This window comes from Nocardioides sp. SRI_004 (assembly GCF_057586415.1).
Genome location: NZ_JBYCZV010000016.1, coordinates 95771 through 115892 on the forward strand (window position 1 = coordinate 95771; position 20122 = coordinate 115892).

Here is a 20122-nt window from a genome sequence, read left to right on the forward strand (position 1 = left end):
GCGGGGTGGGCCGGCGGGCTCAGCCCGCGGCGACCTCCGCGCCGGGGATGCGGCCCGCCCGCTCGTGGTCGACGGTCAGGTTCTCGCCCGTCGCGGGGTCGAAGAGGTGGATCTGGCGGCCGTCGACCCAGATCTCGGCCCCCTCCCCCTCCGTGATCCGGCTGGCGCCGTCGAGGGACACCACGAGCTGGGTGCGCATCGCCTCGCCGTCGAGGTCGCGCTCGAGCTGCTGGAGCTGCTGGGTCACCTCGGGCGGTGCCTCGAACGGGATGTAGGCGTAGGTCTCGTTGCCCAGCCACTCGACCGCGTCGACCGTGGCCGAGAAGGTGGAGCCGCTGCGGCCCTCGGCGCTCGCCAGGGAGGCGTCCTCGAAGTGCTCGGGACGGATCCCGGCGATGAGCAGTCCCCGACCGGCGGCCCGCTCGGCCTTGTCGGCCGGGATCTCGACACTGCCGAAGGGCAGCTTCACGGCGTTGCCCTCGACGGTCGCGGGCAGGAAGTTCATCGGCGGCGAGCCGATGAAGCCGGCGACGAAGAGGTTGCCCGGGTTCTCGTAGAGCTCGCGCGGCGTGGCGAGCTGCTGCAGGACGCCCCGCTTGAGGACGGCGACCCGGTCACCGAGCGTCATCGCCTCGGTCTGGTCGTGGGTGACGTAGACCGTCGTGATGCCCAGCCGCTTCTGCAGCCGCGCGATCTCGGTGCGCATCTGCCCGCGCAGCTTGGCGTCGAGGTTGGACAGCGGCTCGTCGAAGAGGAAGGCGTCGGCCTGGCGCACGATGGCCCGGCCCATCGCCACCCGCTGGCGCTGACCGCCGGACAGGTTGCCGGGCTTGCGCTCGAGGTGCTCGTTGAGCTCCAGCGTGCTCGCCGCGTCGCGGACCAGCTTGTCCACCTCGGCGTCCGGCATCTTGGCCAGGCGGAGGGGGAAGGCGATGTTCTCGTAGACCGTCAGGTGCGGGTAGAGCGCGTAGTTCTGGAAGACCATGGCCAGGTTGCGCTCGCGCGGGGCGAGGTCGTTGACCCGCCGGTCGCCGATCATCATGTCGCCCGAGGTGATGTCCTCCAGGCCGACGATCATCCGCAGCAGGGTCGACTTCCCGCACCCGGAGGGACCGACGAGGATCATGAACTCCCCGTCGGCGACGTCGATCGAGACGTCGTTCACGGCAGGGAAGCCGTCGCCGTACTTCTTGACGATGTGGTTCATCGTGATGGCAGCCATGACAGGTTCCCTCCGTTAGCCCTTCACCGCACCGGAGGTGAGGCCGGCGACGATCTTGCGCTGGAAAATCAGGACGATGACGATGATCGGGATGGTCGCGATGACCGCTCCCGCGGCGAGCAGGGACGCCGGCCGGTTGAACGGGTCGGCGCCCACGAAGAACGACAGTGACGCCGGGATCGGCCGGGCGTTCTCCGTCGAGGTGAGCGAGATGCCGAAGACGAAGTCGTTCCAGGCGAAGAAGAAGGTCAGGATCGCCGCGGTGAAGACACCGGGCGCGGCCAGCGGCACGATCACCTTCCGGAACGCCTGCCACGACGTGGCACCGTCCACCTGGGCGGCCTGCTCCATCTCCCACGGGATCTCGCGGAAGAAGGCCGAGAGCGTCCAGATCGCCAGCGGCAGCGTGAACGACATGTACGGGATGATCAGGCCCGGCCACGTGTCGTAGAGCCCGATGGCGCGCCACATGTCGAACAGCGGGCCGATGAGCGACACGACCGGGAACATCGCGATCGCCAGCGAGATCGTCAGCACGAGCTTCTTCCCGCGGAACTCCAGCCGCGCGATCGCGTACGCCGCCAGCGTCGCCACGATCACCGACAGCAGGGTCGCGATCAGGCTGATGCCGATCGAGTTGAGGATCGCGCGGCGGAACTGCTCGTTGTCCCAGACCGCCTTGTAGTTGTCCCAGCCGGCGCCCGCCCCGTCGGCGGGGAAGAAGCCGGGGCTGCCGGTCGTGATCGCGGCCTCGGACTTGAAGGACAACGAGATGATCCAGGCCACCGGCAGGAGGCACCAGACGAGGATCAGCAGGCACCCGACGACGGTTCCGATGCGGTTCTTCATGATCAGGACTCCTGCCGTGCCTGCGCCAGGTCGACGCGGAAGAGCTTGACGATGAGGAAGGCGACCAGGAGCACCGACAGGAAGAGCAGCACCGAGAGCGCGGAGCCGAGCCCGAGCTGGAACTGCTCGATGGTCTGGCGATAGGTCAGGAAGCTGATCGACTCGGTCCGTTGCGCCCCGGCCGTCATCACGAAGATGTTGTCGAAGATGCGGTAGGCGTCGAGGGCCCGGAAGAGGACGGCGACCATGATCGCCGCCCGCATGTTCGGGAGGATCACCTTCGTCAGCCGCTGGGTCCAGGTGGCGCCGTCGACCTTGGCCGCCTCGATCATGTCCTCGCTGACCTGGGCGAGGCCGGCGAGCAGGAGCAGCGACATGAACGGCGTGGTCTTCCAGATCTCCGAGACCATGATCGCGATCACCGCGGGCGTGGTGTCCCCGAACCAGTTGAACTCGTCGCCGACGAACGGCAGCCACCCGTTGATGAAGCCGTTCTGGAACGAGAACGCGAACTGCCAGGCGAAGCCGGAGACGACGGTGATGATGCCGTAGGGCACCAGGATCGAGGTCCGGATGACGCCCCGAGCGAAGATCACGCGGTGCATCACCATCGCGAAGATGAAGCCGATCACCAGCTCCACCGCCACGGTGACGACCATGTACAGGACCGTCACCCCGGTCGTCTGCCAGAAGAGCGGGTCGGTCAGCGCCGTGAGGTAGTTGCCCAGCCCGACGAAGTTGCGGTCGTCGGGGGCGGTGAGCGCGTAGTCGAAGGTCGACAGGTAGATCGCGCGGAGCATCGGGAACGCCGTGACGACCAGCATCAGCACGATGGCCGGGGCCACCAGCTTCTGCCCGAGCCGGGTCTCGGCCCGCGCGCGGTCGCTGGGCCCGGACTTCTGCGCCGGCAGCGCGGCGGCGGGAACGCTTGTCGAGCTCACAGCAGCGACTTCCCTTCGAGCACGTCCTGCAGGTACTTGCCGGACTTCTCGGGCGTGCTGTCCGGGTCGACCGAGGTCGGTGAGTGCCAGCGGGCCTGGATCGCGCCCGAGATCATCGCGTAGAACGCGCTCTTGGGCCGGGGGCCGCCTTCGTCGACGCTGGTGCGGAACAGCTCGATGAGGTCCTTCGGGTAGTTGCCGCTGGCCGCCACCTCGTCGTACGCCGAGTTGGTCGACGGCATCAGGCCGGCGTCGAGCGCGAGGTCGACCTGGGCCTGCTTGGAGGTGATGCACTCGGCGGCCTCCATGGCCCAGTCCGGGTGCTCGGAGTAGGCGCCGACCCCGATGTCGATCCCGCCGACCGGCGGCTTCGACTCCTCGCCGGCGACGGTCTGCGGGTAGCGCGTCCAGCCGAGGTCCTTGAACTGCTCCGGGGTGGTGGGCTTGCCGTCGCCGGGCTCGTAGTTCTTGTAGACGAAGGTCCAGTTGACCATGAACTCGCCCGGGCCCTCGGCCGGGAACATCTGGCCGAGGCTGGTGCCCTCGTTGGAGACGGACAGGTCCGGCTGGGCGGCCGGGGAGTCGGCGAGCTTCTGGATGATCGCGGCTGCCTTGCGCCCGGCGTCCGAGTCGAGGTCGACCTTCGCGTCGCGGCCGGCCTCGGTGTCGGAGACGATGTCGCCGCCGGCTCCCTGGACGAGGGCGTTGATCCACACGACGTAGGCCTCGTACTTGTTGGCCTGGACGCCGACGGTGCCGCCCTCGGCGGCCGCTGCCTCGATCACCTGGTCCCACGTGACCGGCTTGGTCATGTCGAGGCCCGCCGCCTCGGCGAGCGACTTGCGGTACCAGAGCACCTGGGTGTTGGCCCAGAGCGGGATGGCGAAGACCTTGTCGTCCCAGGTGACCGTCTCAGCCGCGCCCGAGAGGTAGTCGCCCTCGCCCTCGACGCTCTGCTGGACGCTGTCGGCGATCGGGCCCTCCACCTCCTGGAGCCAGCCGGCGTTGGCGAACTCGGCCACGAACACGGGGTCGAGGTTCATCAGGTCGGTCGACGAGTCCTCCGCCGCGAGGCGCCGTGCCAGCTGCGTCCGCTGGTCCGTGGCGCCCGAGGGCAGCAGCTGGACCTCGAGGTCGTAGTCGCCGGTGCTGCACTCCTTGGCGTACTTCTCGAAGACCGGCACCCCGTCCGGGTTCACGTACCAGTTCAACCTGGGCTTGCCCGAGTCGCTGCACGCAGCCAGTGCAGTGCTCGCCAGCACGCCAGCGACCGCAACCGCAGCTGCGCGCCCTGGCCTGGTTCGTCTCGACGTCATTGTCCAGCTCACCCCTCCCGAGGATGTGGCCTGCGTCACTGGGTCTACCCCAGAGAGAGGGCACTTGTCCACGTTGTTGCAGGAGCCCAGTGCCCGTGACGGCGATTCCCAGACGTCGTAGGTTCTTCGTCATGGCGCTCCACGTCGTCGCCAGTCGCACCGATCCGGCCCTGTTCCGGCTGCCGTGGTCGCGCCCGCTCGCGGAGTGGGACGACTGGTACGTCGTGCCGCTCCCGCTCGGCCTGTCGCGCCACGTCGTGCGCGTGGTCCAGGTGAACCGCCAGTTCCTCGCCGTCAAGGAGACGACGGAGGAGCTGGCCCTGCGGGAGTACGAGCTGCTGCGCGACCTGCAGCGCCTCGACCAGCCGGCCGTCGTACCTCGTGGGGTGGTGACGGGGCGCACCGACCTCGACGGCAACCCGCTGCCGGCGGCCCTGCTGACCGAGCACCTGCACTACTCGCTGCCCTACCGCACGGTCTTCCAGCACGGCCTCCGGGCCGAGCAGGTCCCGGCCCTCGTCGACGCCCTCGTCGTGCTGCTGGTGCGGCTGCACCTGATCGGCTTCTTCTGGGGCGACGTGTCGCTGTCGAACGCCCTCTTCCGCCGTTCTGCCGGGGGTTTCGCCGCCTTCCTCGTCGACGCGGAGACCGGCGAGCTGCGCGAGAGCGTGTCGGACGCGATGCGCGAGCACGACCTGACGGTGGGGGTCGAGAACATCTTCGCCGAGCTGCTCGACCTGCAGGCCAGCGGCGACACCGATATCGACGTGGACGGCCAGGCCGTGGTCGCGCACCTCGCCGAGCAGTACCACTCGCTGTGGGACGAGCTGACCGCCGCGGAGGAGTTCGGGACCGACGAGTGGTCCCGTGTCGAGCAGCGGATCGCGCGCCTCAACGACCTCGGGTTCGACGTCGACGAGCTCGACGTGCAGGCCGACTCCGACCGGGTCAGGATCCAGCCGAAGGTCGTCGAGGCCGGCCACCACCGGCGCGAATTGCACGACCTGACGGGCCTTTCGGTCGAGGACAGCCAGGCGCGCAAGCTCCTCAACGACCTCGCCGCGTTCACCGCCCACTTCGGGTACGACGACGAGGACCGCGCCGTCGTCGCGCGACGCTGGCTGCACACGATCTACAGCCCGATCGTCGCGCTGCTGCCCGACGAGCTGGCGCGGCGGATCGCCCCGGCGGAGTACTTCCACGAGGTGATGGAGCACCGGTGGGCGCTGTCCGACGAGGCCGGCCACGAGGTCGACATCTTCGACGCGGCACGCGACTACGTCGCGAACGTCCTCCCCCACCGGCCGCCGGACTCCCCGTCGGACCTGCGCTGACGGGGAGCCCGGCGGGCGTCCTACGACGGACGCACGAGGATCTTGACGTTCTCCTCCTTGTTGCGGATGAGCTCCTCGAAGCCGCCCACGACGAGGTCGTCGAGACCGATCCGGCCGGTGATGAACTGGTGCGGGTCGACCTTCCCCCGGGCGATCAGGTCGATCGTCGGACGGTGGTCGTCGGCGTACGCGAGGCTGCCGAGCACGTTGACCTCGCGGAAGACGAGGTCGTTCATCGCGACCGACGCCTCGTGGCCCCAGATCGCGACGTTGACGCACGTGCCGCCGGCCCGGGTCGACTGGATCGCCGTCTTCAGGACGACGTCGACGCCCGCGCACTCGAAGGTGACGTCGGCGCCGCGCCCCTTGGTCAGCTCCATGACCTCCGCGACGACGTCCGTCGACGTCGGGTCGAGCACGTGGGCGGCCCCCGCGACCGCGGCCTTCTCCTTGCGGACCGCGGCCGGCTCCACCACGATCACGTCCTCGACGCCCACGGCTCGCAGCGCGGCGGTGGTGACCAGGCCGATCGGCCCGGCGCCGTACACGACGGCGGTGTGGTCCGGGCGCGTGCCGGCGAGGCGGACCGCGTGGTAGGCGACCGCGAGCGGCTCGACGAGCGCGCCGACGTCGGTGCCGAGCTCACCGAGGGGGTGGATCCAGCGACGCTCGGCGACGACGTACTGCGAGAAGCCACCGCCCATCCCCGAGAGCCCGACGAAGCCGAGCGACTGGCACACGTTGTAGCGGCCGTTGGTGCAGGCGTCGCACCGCCCACAGATGATGTACGGCTCGACGACCACGCGGTCGCCGACCCGCAGGTCCGTCACCCCCTCGCCCAGCTCGGCGACGACGCCGGCGAACTCGTGGCCGAGGGTGATCGGGACGGTCTCGCCGGTCAGCGGGTGCGGCGCATCGGCCGGGGGCGCGAAGATCGGGCCCTCCAGGTACTCGTGGAGGTCGGTGCCGCAGATGCCGCACCACTCCACCTCCACCTTGACGGTGCCGGGCCGGACCGCCGGCTCGGGGACGTCCTCGATGCGGATGTCCCCGCGACCGTGGAATCGGGCTGCCTTCATGGTGCTTCCTCTCGTGGTGGGTGGATCGTGGTGGCGGCGGTCAGCCGGCCGGGACGGGGGGCACGTCCGCCGCGGGCGCGACGGGAGCGTGCAGCTCGGCGGGTGGCTCCTCGGGCTGTCCGGCGGCCTCGGGAGCGCGCAGCGGGTAGGAGCCGAAGCCCACGACGTAGAGCAGCGTCACGAGCGCGAACCAGTCGAGGAAGCCGAGTGCATTGCCGTGCAGCGCCCCCGCGACGGGCGGCTCGTGCAGCACGTGCTCGGCGAGGACGTAGTAGTAGGCGACGAAGGTCACCACCGCCAGCCCGAAGGTGATCGCCGCCCGGCACACCAGGTTGACCGCGGTGCCGTACGACGTGGGCCGGTTGCCGAAGGCGTTGCCCCAGAAGATCATCCAGGCGACCCAGCACACGCCGATCTGCGCCGGGAACTGGTCGAGCGCGGCGCCGAGCTGGTCAGCCGTCACGCTGCCCACGACGACCTCCACGACGAGGCGAAGAGCGAGGAAGAGCACCGTGCCGAGGACGACATTCCCGACCAGCGACGCGAGGGCCACGCTCGCCCGGCCGCCGGCGAGCCGCCAGGGCCAGTTCTCCCAGCACAGCCCGGTCAGGACGATGGCGATGACCACGCTGTAGTACCAGCCGAGCAGGGCGTTCAGCTCGAGGACCGGCCCACCCTCGGGGACCCGCGCAGCGACGGCCGGGATGCCGAGGACGACGTACAGCAGGATCGTGGGGCCGAGCAGGAAGGCGATCTCGCAGAGCCCCACCATCGGCTGGCGCAGCCCGCGGTCGGTCCACGGCCAGTGGTTCCAGTTGACCACCGCCATGACGTAGGTGGAGAACCCGAAGAGGACGAAGAGCGCGCCCGTGAAGTAGCCGAGCCCGCCCTCACGCCCGCCGGCGAAGTTGGGGTCCAGGGCGCCGAGGCCGTGGGCCAGGAGCCAGGTCACCGCCACCGCGAAGGTCGCGGTCGCCGTGGTGAAGGCGACACCGCGCCACGGCTGGGGGATGCGGTCGAACCCGGCGAGCTCGAGGTTGAAGCCCGTCCAGACGACGAACATCAGGGCCCAGAAGAGCGCCGCGTTGAACGGGAGCGGGTAGACGCCGAGGGGACTCGTCTCGGGGTCGGCCAGGAGGTACCAGCCGAGGAGGCTGGCGGTGACGACGACCGCCAGGTTCGCGAGCCCGAAGGCCCACCACGCCATGGGGCGCTGGGTGCTGTGCTGCATGTGGGACCACCTTGTCGATGTGTGACCTGCAGCACATCGACGCCACCCCGTGCCCCGGAACCGTTGCACGCAGTTGCAGCCCGGAAACCGTCCGAACGGACGGGGTCGTCACACCTCGGGAGTCCGCTAGGGGCGACCGCGCAGCTCGAAGGCAGCAGCGACGTCGGCGCGCGGGACCGGCCCGCCGAGCGACAGCGCCCACAGCAGCAGGCGCGCCTTCACCGGTGACAGCCAGCCCGCGCCCACGGCGCCCCGCGCGACCAGGTCGATCTCCGAGCCCGGGTAGCCGTACATCGCGCGGCCGGTCGGGCCGGAGCCGGTCCGGGAGGCGAAGACCACGGGCACCTGGCGGGCCAGGCGGCCGATCGCCTCGGCCATCGACGCCGACACGTGGCCCGCGCCGAAGCCCGCCACCACGAGGCCGTCGACGTCGTCGGCCCGGATCGAGTCGACGATGAAGCCGTCGTCGCCGAGGTAGGTGGCCAGCAGCGGCACCCGGGGGTCGCCGCCGGCGTGGCCGGGCAGGAGCTTGAGCGGCGGGATCCGGTCCGCGGGGACGCCGTACACGACCTCGGCCTCGACGCAGCGGCCGATCGGCCCGAAGACCGGCGAGCGGAAGGCGCTGGTGGACATCGAGTCGGTCTTGGCGACCCACCGCGCCTGGTGCACCTCGTCGTCGAAGGCCACCAGCACGCCACGCTCGCGCGAGCCCTCCGCCGCCGCGCACCGGACCGCGGTCAGCAGGTTGGCCGGCCCGTCGGCGCCCGCCGCCTCCGGCGAGCGCATCGCGCCGGTGACCACGAGCGGCTCGGGGCGGTCCCAGAACAGGTCGAGGAGGTACGCCGCCTCCTCGAGCGTGTCGGTCCCCTGGGTGACCACGACCCCGGTGGCCCCCTCGTCGACCGCCGCCTGCGCCCACTGCAGGGTGCGCAGGATGGTCGGCTCGTCCAGCGACGGGCTGGGCAGCCGGGCCAGCGTCTCGGCCCGGACGGTCGCGACCTCGTCGAGGCCGGGCACGGCGGCGACCAGCAGCTCGGCGGTCAGGGTCGGCACGACCTCGCTGCCGTCGGCGCTGCTGGAGGTCGAGGCGATGGTGCCGCCGAGGGCGCCGACGGCGACCGTGGGGGTGGTCATGGGTCCATCATCCCTGTCGGTGACGTCTGCCAAGGTGAAGGCATGGTGAAGGACGAGGAGCCCGGCCGGATGGGTGGCAGCGCGGAGCGGCCCGCCCGCTTCTTCGCCGACGAGGCCGAGTTCGAGGCCTGGCTGGCCCGCCACCACGACACCGAGACCGAACTGTGGATGGGGATCTACAAGAAGCACGTCCCCGAGCAGGGGCTCACCTGGGCGCGCGCGGTCCCCGTCGCGTTGTGCTGGGGCTGGATCGACTCGGTCGCCCAGCGGATCGACGACGACGCCGTCCGCCAGCGCTGGAGTCCCCGCAAGAGGACCAGCAACTGGAGCAAGGTCAACCTCGAGCTCGTCGAGCAGCTCCGAGCCGAGGGCCGCATGCAGCCCAGCGGGCTGGCGATCTGGGAGCAGCGCAAGCCCGACCCGGCGCCGTACACGCACGAGGTCGACGGCGAGCTCGTGCTCCCCGAGCCCTACGCCGCCCAGCTCGCCGCGAGCCCTGCCGCCACGGCGTTCTGGGAGGCCGCGACCCGCACCTACCGCCGGATCTGCGTCAACTGGGTGCTCAGCGCCAAGCAGGAGGCCACCCGCGACCGGCGGATGGCCCAGCTGGTCGTCTGCTCGGCAGCCGGCGAGATGATCCCGAGCCAGCGCTACGGGGAGATCCCGAAGTGGGTCGACCGGGCGGCAGCGGCGGCTCGCGACGCCTGACCGGTCGTACCGGACTGAATGGTCGTGAATTCGCCGCAACCACCGCCACTCAGTCCGGTACGACGCCGCGCCCGGTTCAGGAGGCGTCGGGCTCCACGTAGACCGTCCCGCCGAGCTCGACGAACTCGGCCGACTTCTCCTTCATCCCGAGCGCCGCCTCCTCGGGCGTGAGGTCGGAGCCGAAGCGGTCACGCACGTCCTGACTGATCCGCATCGAGCAGAACTTCGGGCCGCACATCGAGCAGAAGTGCGCGGTCTTGGCGTTCTCCGCAGGCAGCGTCTCGTCGTGGAACTCCTCGGCCGTCACCGGGTCCAGCGACAGGGCGAACTGGTCGCGCCAGCGGAACTCGAAGCGGGCCTTCGACAGGGCGTCGTCCCAGTCGCGGGCGCCGGGGTGCCCCTTGGCGACGTCGGCTGCATGGGCGGCGAGCTTGTAGGTGATGACCCCGGTCTTCACGTCGTCGCGGTTCGGGAGGCCGAGGTGCTCCTTCGGGGTGACGTAGCAGAGCATCGCGGTGCCGTGCATGGCGATCGTGGCCGCGCCGATCGCGGAGGTGATGTGGTCGTAGCCGGGCGCGATGTCGGTGGCCAGCGGGCCGAGCGTGTAGAAGGGCGCGCCGTGGCACCACTCCTGCTGGAGGCGGACGTTCTCCTCGACGAGGTCGAGCGGCACGTGTCCGGGGCCCTCGACCATCACCTGCACGTCGTGCTCCCAGGCCCGCGTGGTCAGCTCGGCGAGGGTGCGCAGCTCGGAGAGCTGGGCCTCGTCGTTGGCGTCGGCGGTGGAGCCCGGGCGGAGGCCGTCGCCGAGGGAGAACGAGACGTCGTACCGGCGGAAGATCGCGCAGAGCTCGTCGAAGTGCGTGTAGAGGAAGTTCTCCTCGTGGTGGGCCAGGCACCAGCCGGCCATGATCGACCCGCCGCGGCTGACGATGCCGGTGACCCGGTTGGCGGTGAGGGGAACGTAGCGCAGCAGCACGCCGGCGTGGATGGTCATGTAGTCCACGCCCTGCTCGCACTGCTCGATGACGGTGTCGCGGAAGACCTCCCAGGTCAGCTTGTCCGCCTCGCCGTTGACCTTCTCCAGCGCCTGGTAGATCGGCACCGTGCCGATCGGGACGGGCGAGTTGCGGATGATCCACTCGCGGGTGGTGTGGATGTCCTCGCCGGTGCTGAGGTCCATCACCGTGTCGGCGCCCCAGGTGATGGCGTGGGTGAGCTTGTCGACCTCCTCGGCGATGCTGGAGGTGACGGCGGAGTTGCCGATGTTGGCGTTGATCTTCACCAGGAAGCGGCGGCCGATGATCATCGGCTCGGACTCGGGGTGGTTGACATTGGCCGGGATGATCGCGCGGCCGGCCGCGACCTCGCTGCGGACCAGCTCGACGTCACACTGCTCGCGGGCGGCGACGTAGCGCATCTCCTCGGTCACGATCCCCGCGCGGGCGTAGGCCATCTGGGTGACGGGCGCGTCACCGGCCGCCCGGCGGGGAGCCCGCCGCTCACCGCGCCACTCCCCCTGCGCGGCACCCCGCCGGAGTGCCGAACGGCCGTTGTCGAGGAGCTGGACCTGGCGGCCGTCGTACACGGCGGTGTCGGCGCGGCCGTCGATCCAGGCGGCGCGCAGTGGCGGCAGGCCGACCTCGGGGTCGGAGCCGGGGCCCTCGGTGCAGTAGCGGTCGAAGGTCTCGCCGTTGGTCAGTGCGACGCGCGTGAAGGGGACCTTCAGGTCACCGGTCTCGATGCGGGTGTGGGCGGGGTGGACGGTCATGCGGGGACTCCTTGGGTGGGTGGGACGGGGGTGTGGACGTGGGCGACCGGGCCCCGGCCGCGGCCGAGGGTCCAGTTCCTGCTCACGTGCAGCTGTCGGGCGACGAAGGCGTCGGCGCGGGCCGCGGCGGTCGCGAGGTCGTCACCGAGGGCGAGGTACGACGCCAGGGCGCTGCTGTGCGTGCAGCCGGTGCCGTGGTCGTTGTCGGTCTCGATGTCACCGCCGCGGGTGACCAGCACGTTCGCCCCGGACGGCCGGCCGAGCGCCTCGAACTCGTCCTCGTTGGGCGTCGCCACGGTGGCCACCGGCAGCAGGTGCTCGCGGTAGGCGGCCGCGACCGCCGCCGAGCCGAGGACGGCGCCGGAGGTCGCGACGAGCACCGGGTCGACGACGAGGATCCGCCCGGCGCACCGGCGCGCGACGAGGCGCACCACGTCCGGGCCGGCGAGCATGCCGGTCTTGACCGCGATCGGGTCCAGGTCCTCGAGGACGGCGTCGAGCTGGGCCGCGACCACGTCGAGTGGCACCGGGTGGACGGCGCGGACGCCCGTCGTGTCCTGCGCGGTCACGGCGGTGACCACGCAGGCGCCGTGCACCCCCAGGGCGGCGAAGGTGGTCAGGTCGGCGGCGATGCCGGCCGCTCCGCCGGAGTCGCTGCCGGCGATCGTGACGACGACGGGAGGGTTGACCACTAGGCCACCGCCTCGAGCAGCGCGGCCACCACGGCGCCGGGGTCGGCGGCCCGCATCACGGCACCCATCACGGCGACACCGTGCGCGCCGGAATCCCTCGCCGCACGGGCGTTCCCGGGCGTGATGCCCCCGAGCGCGAAGGTCGGCAACGGCAGCCCGGCGAAGGCATCGGGCGGCAACGGCGGGCCGTAGCCGGGCTTGCTCCCGCTCGCCGTGTACGGCGACAGGGTGGCCCAGCTCGCGCCCTCGTCGGCCGCCCGGGCGACCTCGTCGCGTGAGTGGCAGGAGCGACCGAAGGTCCCGGCGGGCGCGGGCTGGTCGGCCGCGAGGTGCAGCCCGACCGCCGCGGCGAGGTCGCGGCGCGCCGCGACCACCGTCAGCCCCAGGTCGGCCAGGTCGGCGGCCAGCTGCTCTCGCTGCGGGTCCTCGAGGTCGAGCTCGCGCAGCACGACGTGGCTCAGCCCGGCCTCCCGGCAGGCCGCCATCTGGGCGCGCAGGCACCGGCCCAGCGACAGCTGGGACCGGTCGGTCAGCACCACCAGCCGCGGCATCACGAGACCCTCCCGACCATCGGGCTGGACGCCCGCGCGACGGCACGCCGCGGGATCCGGCCGGCGCGGTGGGCGAGCCGGCCCGCCTCGACGCCGAGCCGCAGGGCGTGGGCCATCGCGACCGGGTCGTCTGCGCGGGTGACCGCTGTGGCCGCGAGGACGGCGTCGCAGCCGAGCTCCATCGCGAGCGCGGCGTCGCTCGCCGTACCGACGCCGGCGTCGAGGACCACCGGCACGTCGACCGCGGCACGGACCGCCTCGATCGCGTGCGGGTTGAGGACGCCGAGCCCGGAGCCGATCGGTGAGCCGAGGGGCATGACCGCGGCACAGCCGGCGTCGACGAGGCGCCGGGCCACGACCGGGTCGTCGGTCGAGTAGGGCAGCACCGTGAACCCGCGCCGCACCAGCTGCTCGGCGGCGTCGAGCAGCTCGACGACGTCGGGCAGCAGCGAGCGCTCGTCGCCGATCACCTCGAGCTTGACCCAGTCGGTGCCGAGCGCCTCACGGGCGAGCTCGGCGGTGAGCACCGCCTCCCGCGCGGACAGGCAGCCGGCCGTGTTGGGGAGCAGCCGCACGCCCGCGGTCCGCAGCGCGGCGAGCAGGCTGCCGTCGCCGACCGACGAGGTGCGCCGCATGGACACCGTGACCAGTCCCGGCCGGGCCGCCTCCAGGACCGGCCCGACCAGCGCCACGCGGGGCAGGCCGCCGGTGCCGAGGAGGAGCCGAGAGCCGAGGGCGACGCCCGCGACGACCAGGCCGTCCGTCGTACCGCTCATCCGCCCTGCACCGCCGTCACGACCTCGACGACGTCGCCGTCGGTGAGTACGACGCCCGGCCAGGTCGCGCGCGGCACGACCTCCCCGTTGACGGCGACCGCGATGCCGGACCTCGGTGGGTCGCCGAGGCGGGCCCGGAGCAGGTCGGCGACGGTCCCCTCGGCCGTCAGCGCCTCGCCGTTGCAGGTGATCGTGCAGGTGGGGTTCATCGGTCTCCTCCGTTCACGGGGATGGGCGCCTCGAGACGGCGCGGGTCGAGGGCGGCATCGACCGCCCCGGTCTCGAGGTGGTCGGCGACGAGCTGCGCCGTGAGCGGCGCCAGCAGCACGCCGTGGCGGTGGTGGCCGGCGGCGAGGACGACCCCGTCGACGCCGCTCGGCCCGACGAGCGGCAGCCCGTCGACGGTGGCGGGCCGGTCCCGGGCGGTGGCCTCGACCAGCTCGGCCCGGTCGAGCGCCGGCCAGAGCTCCCGGGCCGCGGCCAGCAGCCGGAGCGCGCCACCGGCGGTCACGACGGGCTCGCCGTCATGCTGCTCGGAGGTCGCCCCGACGACCACCCGGCCGTCGCCGCGCGGCACCAGGTAGACCGGCTCCCCCGCGACCCAGCCGCGCACGGTGCGCTCCGGTGGGTCGTCGGAGCGGAGTCGGAGGATCTCGCCGCGCACGCCGGACACGAGGTGCGTCCACGGCTCCGGGAGCCGGGCCCCGGTCGCGACGACGGTGACGTCGGCGCCCGCCGGCTCGCCCCGCACCGGCACCCGTGCCAGCAGCGCGTCACACGCGGCCCGCGGGTCGACACTCGCCTCGCCGGGCAGCAGCGCACCCCCGGCCACGCGGGCCAGCGCCGGCTCCAGCTCCCGCACGCCGGCGCGGTCGAGCAGCCGAGCGTCGTGGCCGTGCCGGGTCAGCAGCTCGGCCTGCCTGGCGACCTGCTGGAGGTCCGCGGCGTCGTACCCGACCAGCAGGGTGCCGGCGCGACGCAGCTCGAGCCCCAGGCGGTCGGCCAGCGCGGGCCACAGCCGCAGCGACGCGGTGCCGAGCCGCAGCACGTCCTCCTCGCCGTACCAGACCTCGGCAGCCGGGCTCAGCATCCCCGCCGCCGCGTACGACGCCCCGCGGGCGGGCCGCGGGTCGACGACGACCACGTCGTGGCCACGGCGGAGCAGCTCGTCGGCGACGGTGAGCCCGACGATGCCGGCGCCGAGCACCTCGACCCGCATCAGGCCATGCCTCCCACGTCAGCGCCGTCGCGAGCGGCGTTTGCGGCCGATCTGGCAAGGCGGGGACGCGAAGGCATGCTGGATCGCACGTCGAGCGACCCCAACGCAGCCAGATCGAGTCGGAAACGTCGCGCAGCAGGCGGTGGCGTGGGAGACATGGCCTAAGCGACTGCCTGCACGAGCTCCTTCGCTGCTGCCACGGGATCGGGATGTCGCCAGATCGCGCCGATCACGGCCACGCCGTGCGCGCCTGCGGCCCGGGCGCCGGTGGCCGTGGTGGCCGTGAGGCCGCCGATCGCGACGAGCGGGAGGACGCCGGCGGCCTCGCGGACCGCGTCCACGCCCAGTGGGGCGGGCAGCCCCGCCTTGGACGTCGTCGCGAGCAGCGGGCCGAACCCGGCGTAGTCGGCACCGTCCGCGGCGGCCGCCTCCGCACCCGCGCGGGTCCGGCAGGTCGCGCCGACCAGGAGGTGCGGCGCCAGCCGCCGGGCGTCGGCGACCGCGAGGTCCTCGGCGCCGAGGTGGACGCCATCGGCACCAGCGGCGAGGGCGACGTCCAGCCGGTCGTTGACGAGCACCCGGGCGTCGTACGGGCGGACGGCGTCGAGCACCGCACGGCTCAGCGCGACGAGGTCGCGGGTCGTCAGGCCCTTGGCCCGGACCTGGAAGCCGTCCACGCCGGCCCGGGCGAGCGCCGGCAACAGCGACAGGTCGTCGGCATCGGACACGAGGCAGGTCAGCCTCGGCACATCGAGGGGAACAGCACGCAGCACAGTCATCTCATCCGTTCCTTCGCCGGCATGATCCGGATCAGGTGTGACGGTCGGAGCGGCTCCAGCTCCCTCTCAGCCCGCTGCCGCGGACTCCCGTGGGTTGTCGACGATCACGCTAGCGCACGGTCCCCGGCGCGCAACTGCGCGTCCAGGAAGCGGCGGACGGCGAGCGCCGCCGCGCGTCCCGCACGGTTGCCCCCGATCGTGCTCGCGGAGGGCCCGTAGCCGACCAGCTGGACCCGCGGGTCGCGCTCCGCGGTGGTCGCGGTCTGCACGTCGGACCCGCTCTGCAGCAGGGCGATCCCGCCGTGCGGGCTGCGCAGGTGCAGCGGTGCGAGGTGGGCCACCGCGGGCCGGAAGCCGGTGGCCCAGAGGATCACGTCGACCCGCTCGAAGCGGCCGTCGGCCCAGCGGACGCCGTCCGGCTCGATCCGCTCGAACATCGGCAGCCGCCGCTCGTAGGCGCCCAGCCGCGCGGCCTCCTGCTCCTGCGGACGCAGGGCGAGGCCGGTCACGCTGACGACGCTCGCGGGCGGCAGGCCCTGCCGCACCCGCTCCTGCACCATCTCGATCGCATGGCGACCGACGTTCTCGTCGAAGTGCTCGCGCCAGACCGGCGGGCGGCGGGTCGCCCAGAGCACGTCGGTCCGCGGTGCCAGCTCGCCGATGAACTGCACGGCCGAGGCCCCGCCACCGACGACGAGCACCCGCTTGCCGTCGAAGTGCTCCGGCCCCGGGTAGTCGGCGGTGTGCAGCTGCTCGCCGCGGAACTCCCCCGCCCCCGGGTACGACGGCACGAAAGGCTGCGTCCAGGTGCCGGTCGCGTTGACCAGCGTCCGCGTGGTCCACTGCCGCGCGCCGGCGTGCACCACCAGCAGGTCGCCCTCGGAGGTCACCCGGTCCACGCGCACGGGCCGGACGACGGGCAGCCGGTGGTCGGCCTCGTAGCGCGCGAACCAGTCGGCGAGGACCGCGTTCGCCCGGTCGGCCGAGCCGCCGGGGGCGGGCGCGTCGGGCAGGTCGGCGACGCCGTGGACGTCGTTCATCGTGAGCGAGTCCCAGCGGTGCTGCCACGCCCCGCCCGGGCGGGGGTTGGCGTCGAGGACCACGTGGTCGAGGCCGAGCCGGCCGAGGTGGTACGACGCGGACAGGCCGGCCTGGCCTGCCCCGATCACCACGGCGTCGTACACGTGCATGGTGGGAGGAACGCTCGCGAGCGCGAAACACGTCCCGGTACCCACTGCGAGTTTGGTCACCCCTCTCACGCGAGCCGGACGGAGGCGATAGCCTGTCGCCATCTGTGCGTGACCTGCGGGGGGATTGCTCCGTTGATACTGCGGGAACGGCATGGCTTTTACCCCCTCTCGGGGCGGAGCGTGGGTTCTGCCGGGGGACACGACAACGAAAAACACTGTGGGAATGGGGTCCCGTGAACGTCCGTAAGCTCTTGAGCCTGTTCGCCTTCCTGGCGACGGTCTTCGCACTGGTGGCGGTCCCGTCGCCGTCCGCGCAGGCCGCACCGGTCGACGACTGGAATTATTCCGCCAACACCGGCGCCACGTACGTCAAGGCGCTCGGCAGCACCGTCTCGTCCGACCTGACCGCGGCGACCGCGATCAGCGGCGGTCCGGCCCGAACGTCCAGCAACAGCACCGCCGCGGCCAATGTCACCGGCCTGCTGAGCGTCGGCGCCGCCGAGACCAAGACCTGGGCCACCAAGAGCGGTGGCAACATCGAGATCAACTCGTGGGCGCGCGTCGCCGGGGTCAACCTGCTCAACGGCCTGATCAAGATCGACGCCGTCGAGAGCACCGTCACCACGACCGGCAAGCCCGACGGCACCAGCTCCGCAGTGGGCAACCACAAGCTGCTCGGCATCAAGATCCTCGGCGTCAACCTCCCGGTCGACATCCCGAAGAACTACAGCGTCAACATCCCGGGCGTCGCGGCGATCAGCCTCAACGCGACCTTCCACGCCGGCACCTCCGAGCTCGCCGGCACCCGCAGCTGGGCCGTCGCCGTGCAGCTGCTCAAGCCGCGTGACGGCTTCAACGCGGGCACGGTCATCATCGCCAGCCCGGTGAACCACTACCTGCAGGAGGCCGTCCCGGCCGCCAACGCCCCGCGCCTCGGTGGCTTCGCCTACAGCAGCCGCATCCAGGCCAAGGTCGGCACGCAGATCAGCGTCGTCTCCGACCCGACCGCCTACACCGGCACGCCGTTCAACGGCAGCAACGGCACCACGCTGCGCAACTCGACGGCCACGGTGAGCCTCCCGGGCATCGCCACCCTCGGCACGCTGACCTCGACCAGCACGTCGAGCCGTGACTCGACGACCGGCAACGCCGACATCACCAACACCAACAAGACGGTGGGCCTCAACCTCCTCGGCGGCCTGATCAAGGCCGACGCGATCGAGGTCACCGCCAGCGCCAAGCTGGTCGACGGCAAGTGGACGCAGTCCATGAAGATGACGACCGTCAACCTGGTGATCGCCGGCAACGCCATCCCGGTCAACGTCTCGCCCAACACGTCGATCGACGTGGCCGGGCTGGGCAAGGTCGAGCTCAACAAGCAGGGCGTCGACGCCGGCAAGAAGATCAACCGGATCGACGGCCTGCGGATCACGCTCAACACGGCACAGGCGGGTCTCCCCGTGGGCGCCGTGATCGAGTTCGCGATCGCTGCGACGCAGATGACCACCGCCTGACACCGATCAGCAACGACGAGGGCCGGACGCCAGGGGCGCCCGGCCCTCGTCGCATGTCAGGGCTTCCGCGCGGACGCGATATCCTCGGTGCCCGTGGCTGAAGCAGAGTTCCGGTACTCCGACCTCCTCCCGGCGTCGCACGACGACACCCCCTACCGACTGATCACGACGGAGGGCGTCGAGACCGTCGAGGGCCCGGACGGACAGACCTTCCTCAAGGTCGACCCCGCCGCGATCCAGCGGCTCACCGCAGAGGCGATGCACGACATCAGCCACTACCTGCGCCCCGCGCACCTGAAGCAGCTGCGCAAGATCATCGACGACCCCGAAGCGTCGGGCAACGACCGGTTCGTGGCGCTCGACCTGCTCAAGAACGTCAACATCTCCGCCGGCGGCGTCCTGCCGATGTGCCAGGACACCGGCACCGCCATCGTGATGGGCAAGAAGTCCGAGGGCGTGCTCACCGGCGCCGACGACGGCGAGTGGATCAGCAAGGGCGTGTACGACGCCTACACGAAGCTCAACCTCCGCTACAGCCAGCTCGCCCCGCTGACGACGTACGAGGAGAAGAACACCGGCACCAACCTGCCGGCGCAGATCGAGCTCTACTCCACGCCGTCGAAGGACGGGAAGCCCGAGTACAAGTTCCTCTTCATGGCCAAGGGCGGCGGCTCGGCCAACAAGTCGTTCCTCTTCCAGGAGACGAAGGCCGTCCTCAACCCGAAGCGGATGCTGGAGTTCCTCGACGAGAAGATCCGCTCGCTCGGCACGGCCGCCTGCCCGCCGTACCACCTGGCGGTCGTGATCGGCGGCACCTCCGCCGAGTTCGCGCTCAAGACCGCGAAGTACGCCAGCGCGCACTACCTCGACAACCTGCCCACCGAGGGCTCGATGTCGGCCCACGGCTTCCGCGACCTCGAGCTGGAGGAGGAGGTCTTCAAGCTGACCCAGTCCTTCGGGATCGGTGCGCAGTTCGGCGGCAAGTACTTCTGCCACGACGTCCGCGTCGTCCGCCTCCCCCGCCACGGCGCCTCCTGCCCGGTCGCGATCGCCGTCTCCTGCTCCGCCGACCGGCAGGCGCTCGGCAAGATCACGTCCGAGGGCGTCTTCCTCGAGCAGCTCGAGACCGACCCGGCGCAGTACATGCCCGACGCCGGCGTGGCCGAGGACATCTCGGGCGGCGAGGTCGTGAAGGTCGACCTCAACCGGCCGATGAGCGAGATCCTGGCCCAGCTGTCGTCGTACCCGGTCAAGACGCGGCTCTCCCTCACCGGCCCGCTCGTGGTGGCCCGCGACATCGCGCACGCGAAGATCCAGGAGCGCCTGGACGCCGGCGAGGAGATGCCCGACTACCTCAAGAACCACCCGGTCTACTACGCCGGCCCGGCCAAGACCCCCGAGGGCATGGCCTCCGGCTCCTTCGGCCCCACCACCGCCGGCCGGATGGACTCCTACGTGAAGTCCTTCCAGGCCGCCGGCGGCTCGATGGTCATGCTCGCCAAGGGCAACCGCTCCAAGCAGGTCACCGAGGCGTGCAACGAGTACGGCGGCTTCTACCTCGGCTCGATCGGCGGCCCGGCCGCGCGGCTGGCCCAGGACTGCATCAGGAGCCAGGAGGTCATCGAGTACCCCGAGCTCGGCATGGAGGCGGTCTGGAAGATCCAGGTCGAGGACTTCCCGGCGTTCATCGTGGTCGACGACAAGGGCAACGACTTCTTCACCGACCCGAGCGGTGCGGTCACGGTGCCCATCTCCGGGATCCGGGTGCGCTCGGCCGAATAGCCTGCGGACAGAAGCCCTCGCGACATACGATTCC

Annotated in this window: 19 protein-coding genes and 1 riboswitch; of the genes, 4 read left to right on the top strand and 15 right to left on the bottom strand. The window is 71.6% G+C overall.

What is annotated here, in order from left to right:
- Positions 1 to 19: 19 nt before the first annotated feature.
- Genes AC2YHB_RS20280 through AC2YHB_RS20295 form a run of 4 tightly spaced genes read right to left on the bottom strand, consistent with a single transcriptional unit; the run spans position 20 to position 4274 of the window.
- Positions 20 to 1222, bottom strand: a complete 1203-nt coding sequence (locus AC2YHB_RS20280; RefSeq protein ID WP_179647956.1) for an ABC transporter ATP-binding protein — start codon at positions 1220 to 1222, stop codon at positions 20 to 22.
- A 15-nt stretch (positions 1223 to 1237) separates the two neighbouring features.
- A complete protein-coding gene (locus AC2YHB_RS20285; protein WP_036551167.1) occupies positions 1238 to 2071 on the bottom strand; it encodes a carbohydrate ABC transporter permease in 834 nt (277 codons plus the stop codon).
- 2 nt (positions 2072 to 2073) lie between these two features.
- Positions 2074 to 3012, bottom strand: coding sequence for a carbohydrate ABC transporter permease (locus tag AC2YHB_RS20290; RefSeq protein WP_242530326.1), 939 nt, complete (start codon positions 3010 to 3012; stop codon positions 2074 to 2076).
- Positions 3009 to 4274 carry an extracellular solute-binding protein gene (locus AC2YHB_RS20295; RefSeq protein ID WP_179647957.1) on the bottom strand — a complete coding sequence of 422 codons (1266 nt, stop codon included), beginning with the start codon at positions 4272 to 4274 and terminating at the stop codon, positions 3009 to 3011. The genes AC2YHB_RS20290 and AC2YHB_RS20295 overlap by 4 nt, the downstream gene beginning before the upstream one ends.
- Before the next feature lie 185 nt (positions 4275 to 4459).
- Between AC2YHB_RS20295 and AC2YHB_RS20300 the strand changes: the two genes are divergently transcribed.
- Positions 4460 to 5662, top strand: a complete 1203-nt coding sequence (locus tag AC2YHB_RS20300; protein WP_179647958.1) for a DUF4032 domain-containing protein — start codon at positions 4460 to 4462, stop codon at positions 5660 to 5662.
- A 20-nt stretch (positions 5663 to 5682) separates the two neighbouring features.
- Here the strand turns inward: AC2YHB_RS20300 and AC2YHB_RS20305 are convergent, their stop codons facing one another.
- From AC2YHB_RS20305 to AC2YHB_RS20315, 3 genes are all read right to left on the bottom strand, one after another.
- Positions 5683 to 6741 (bottom strand): 2,3-butanediol dehydrogenase, encoded by a 1059-nt coding sequence (locus AC2YHB_RS20305; RefSeq protein ID WP_179647959.1) that lies wholly within the window; start codon positions 6739 to 6741, stop codon positions 5683 to 5685.
- A gap of 40 nt (positions 6742 to 6781) precedes the next feature.
- Entirely contained in the window at positions 6782 to 7972 is a 1191-nt protein-coding gene (locus tag AC2YHB_RS20310; protein WP_218864609.1) for a hypothetical protein, read from the bottom strand.
- 126 nt (positions 7973 to 8098) lie between these two features.
- Entirely contained in the window at positions 8099 to 9106 is a 1008-nt protein-coding gene (locus AC2YHB_RS20315; RefSeq protein ID WP_036551156.1) for an asparaginase, read from the bottom strand.
- Positions 9107 to 9148: 42 nt separating this feature from the next.
- Between AC2YHB_RS20315 and AC2YHB_RS20320 the strand changes: the two genes are divergently transcribed.
- Positions 9149 to 9814, top strand: a complete 666-nt coding sequence (locus AC2YHB_RS20320) for a YdeI/OmpD-associated family protein (protein WP_218864610.1) — start codon at positions 9149 to 9151, stop codon at positions 9812 to 9814.
- A gap of 76 nt (positions 9815 to 9890) precedes the next feature.
- Here the strand turns inward: AC2YHB_RS20320 and thiC are convergent, their stop codons facing one another.
- The 8 genes from thiC to AC2YHB_RS20360 all read right to left on the bottom strand — a co-directional run bounded on the left by thiC (position 9891) and on the right by AC2YHB_RS20360 (position 16792).
- Positions 9891 to 11585 (bottom strand): phosphomethylpyrimidine synthase ThiC, encoded by a 1695-nt coding sequence (thiC, locus tag AC2YHB_RS20325; RefSeq protein ID WP_487354526.1) that lies wholly within the window; start codon positions 11583 to 11585, stop codon positions 9891 to 9893.
- A complete protein-coding gene (locus tag AC2YHB_RS20330; protein ID WP_179647961.1) occupies positions 11582 to 12277 on the bottom strand; it encodes a bifunctional hydroxymethylpyrimidine kinase/phosphomethylpyrimidine kinase in 696 nt (231 codons plus the stop codon). The genes thiC and AC2YHB_RS20330 overlap by 4 nt, the downstream gene beginning before the upstream one ends.
- Positions 12277 to 12828 carry a thiamine phosphate synthase gene (locus AC2YHB_RS20335; protein ID WP_179647962.1) on the bottom strand — a complete coding sequence of 184 codons (552 nt, stop codon included), beginning with the start codon at positions 12826 to 12828 and terminating at the stop codon, positions 12277 to 12279. Before AC2YHB_RS20335 ends, AC2YHB_RS20330 begins: the two co-directional genes overlap by 1 nt.
- The gene (locus tag AC2YHB_RS20340) at positions 12828 to 13604 is read right to left on the bottom strand and encodes a thiazole synthase (RefSeq protein ID WP_036551149.1); all 777 of its coding nucleotides are present in this window, start codon (positions 13602 to 13604) and stop codon (positions 12828 to 12830) included. The genes AC2YHB_RS20335 and AC2YHB_RS20340 overlap by 1 nt, the downstream gene beginning before the upstream one ends.
- The gene (gene thiS, locus AC2YHB_RS20345; RefSeq protein WP_179647963.1) at positions 13601 to 13813 is read right to left on the bottom strand and encodes a sulfur carrier protein ThiS; all 213 of its coding nucleotides are present in this window, start codon (positions 13811 to 13813) and stop codon (positions 13601 to 13603) included. The genes AC2YHB_RS20340 and thiS overlap by 4 nt, the downstream gene beginning before the upstream one ends.
- The gene (locus AC2YHB_RS20350) at positions 13810 to 14823 is read right to left on the bottom strand and encodes an FAD-dependent oxidoreductase (RefSeq protein ID WP_179647964.1); all 1014 of its coding nucleotides are present in this window, start codon (positions 14821 to 14823) and stop codon (positions 13810 to 13812) included. The genes thiS and AC2YHB_RS20350 overlap by 4 nt, the downstream gene beginning before the upstream one ends.
- Before the next feature lie 161 nt (positions 14824 to 14984).
- Complete coding sequence (gene thiE, locus AC2YHB_RS20355) at positions 14985 to 15602, bottom strand: thiamine phosphate synthase (RefSeq protein WP_179647965.1); 618 nt, start codon at positions 15600 to 15602, stop codon at positions 14985 to 14987.
- Positions 15593 to 15703, bottom strand: a riboswitch (TPP riboswitch). Its footprint overlaps the gene before it by 10 nt.
- Positions 15704 to 15706: 3 nt before the next feature.
- Positions 15707 to 16792 (bottom strand): NAD(P)-binding domain-containing protein, encoded by a 1086-nt coding sequence (locus AC2YHB_RS20360; protein ID WP_179647966.1) that lies wholly within the window; start codon positions 16790 to 16792, stop codon positions 15707 to 15709.
- A 233-nt stretch (positions 16793 to 17025) separates the two neighbouring features.
- On the opposite strand from AC2YHB_RS20360, the gene AC2YHB_RS20365 reads away from it, so the two are divergent.
- Positions 17026 to 18306 carry a choice-of-anchor P family protein gene (locus AC2YHB_RS20365; protein WP_179647967.1) on the top strand — a complete coding sequence of 427 codons (1281 nt, stop codon included), beginning with the start codon at positions 17026 to 17028 and terminating at the stop codon, positions 18304 to 18306.
- A 93-nt stretch (positions 18307 to 18399) separates the two neighbouring features.
- Positions 18400 to 20088: a fumarate hydratase gene (locus AC2YHB_RS20370; RefSeq protein ID WP_207006694.1), complete on the top strand. Its 1689-nt coding sequence runs from the start codon at positions 18400 to 18402 to the stop codon at positions 20086 to 20088.
- The last annotated feature ends 34 nt before the right edge of the window (positions 20089 to 20122 follow it).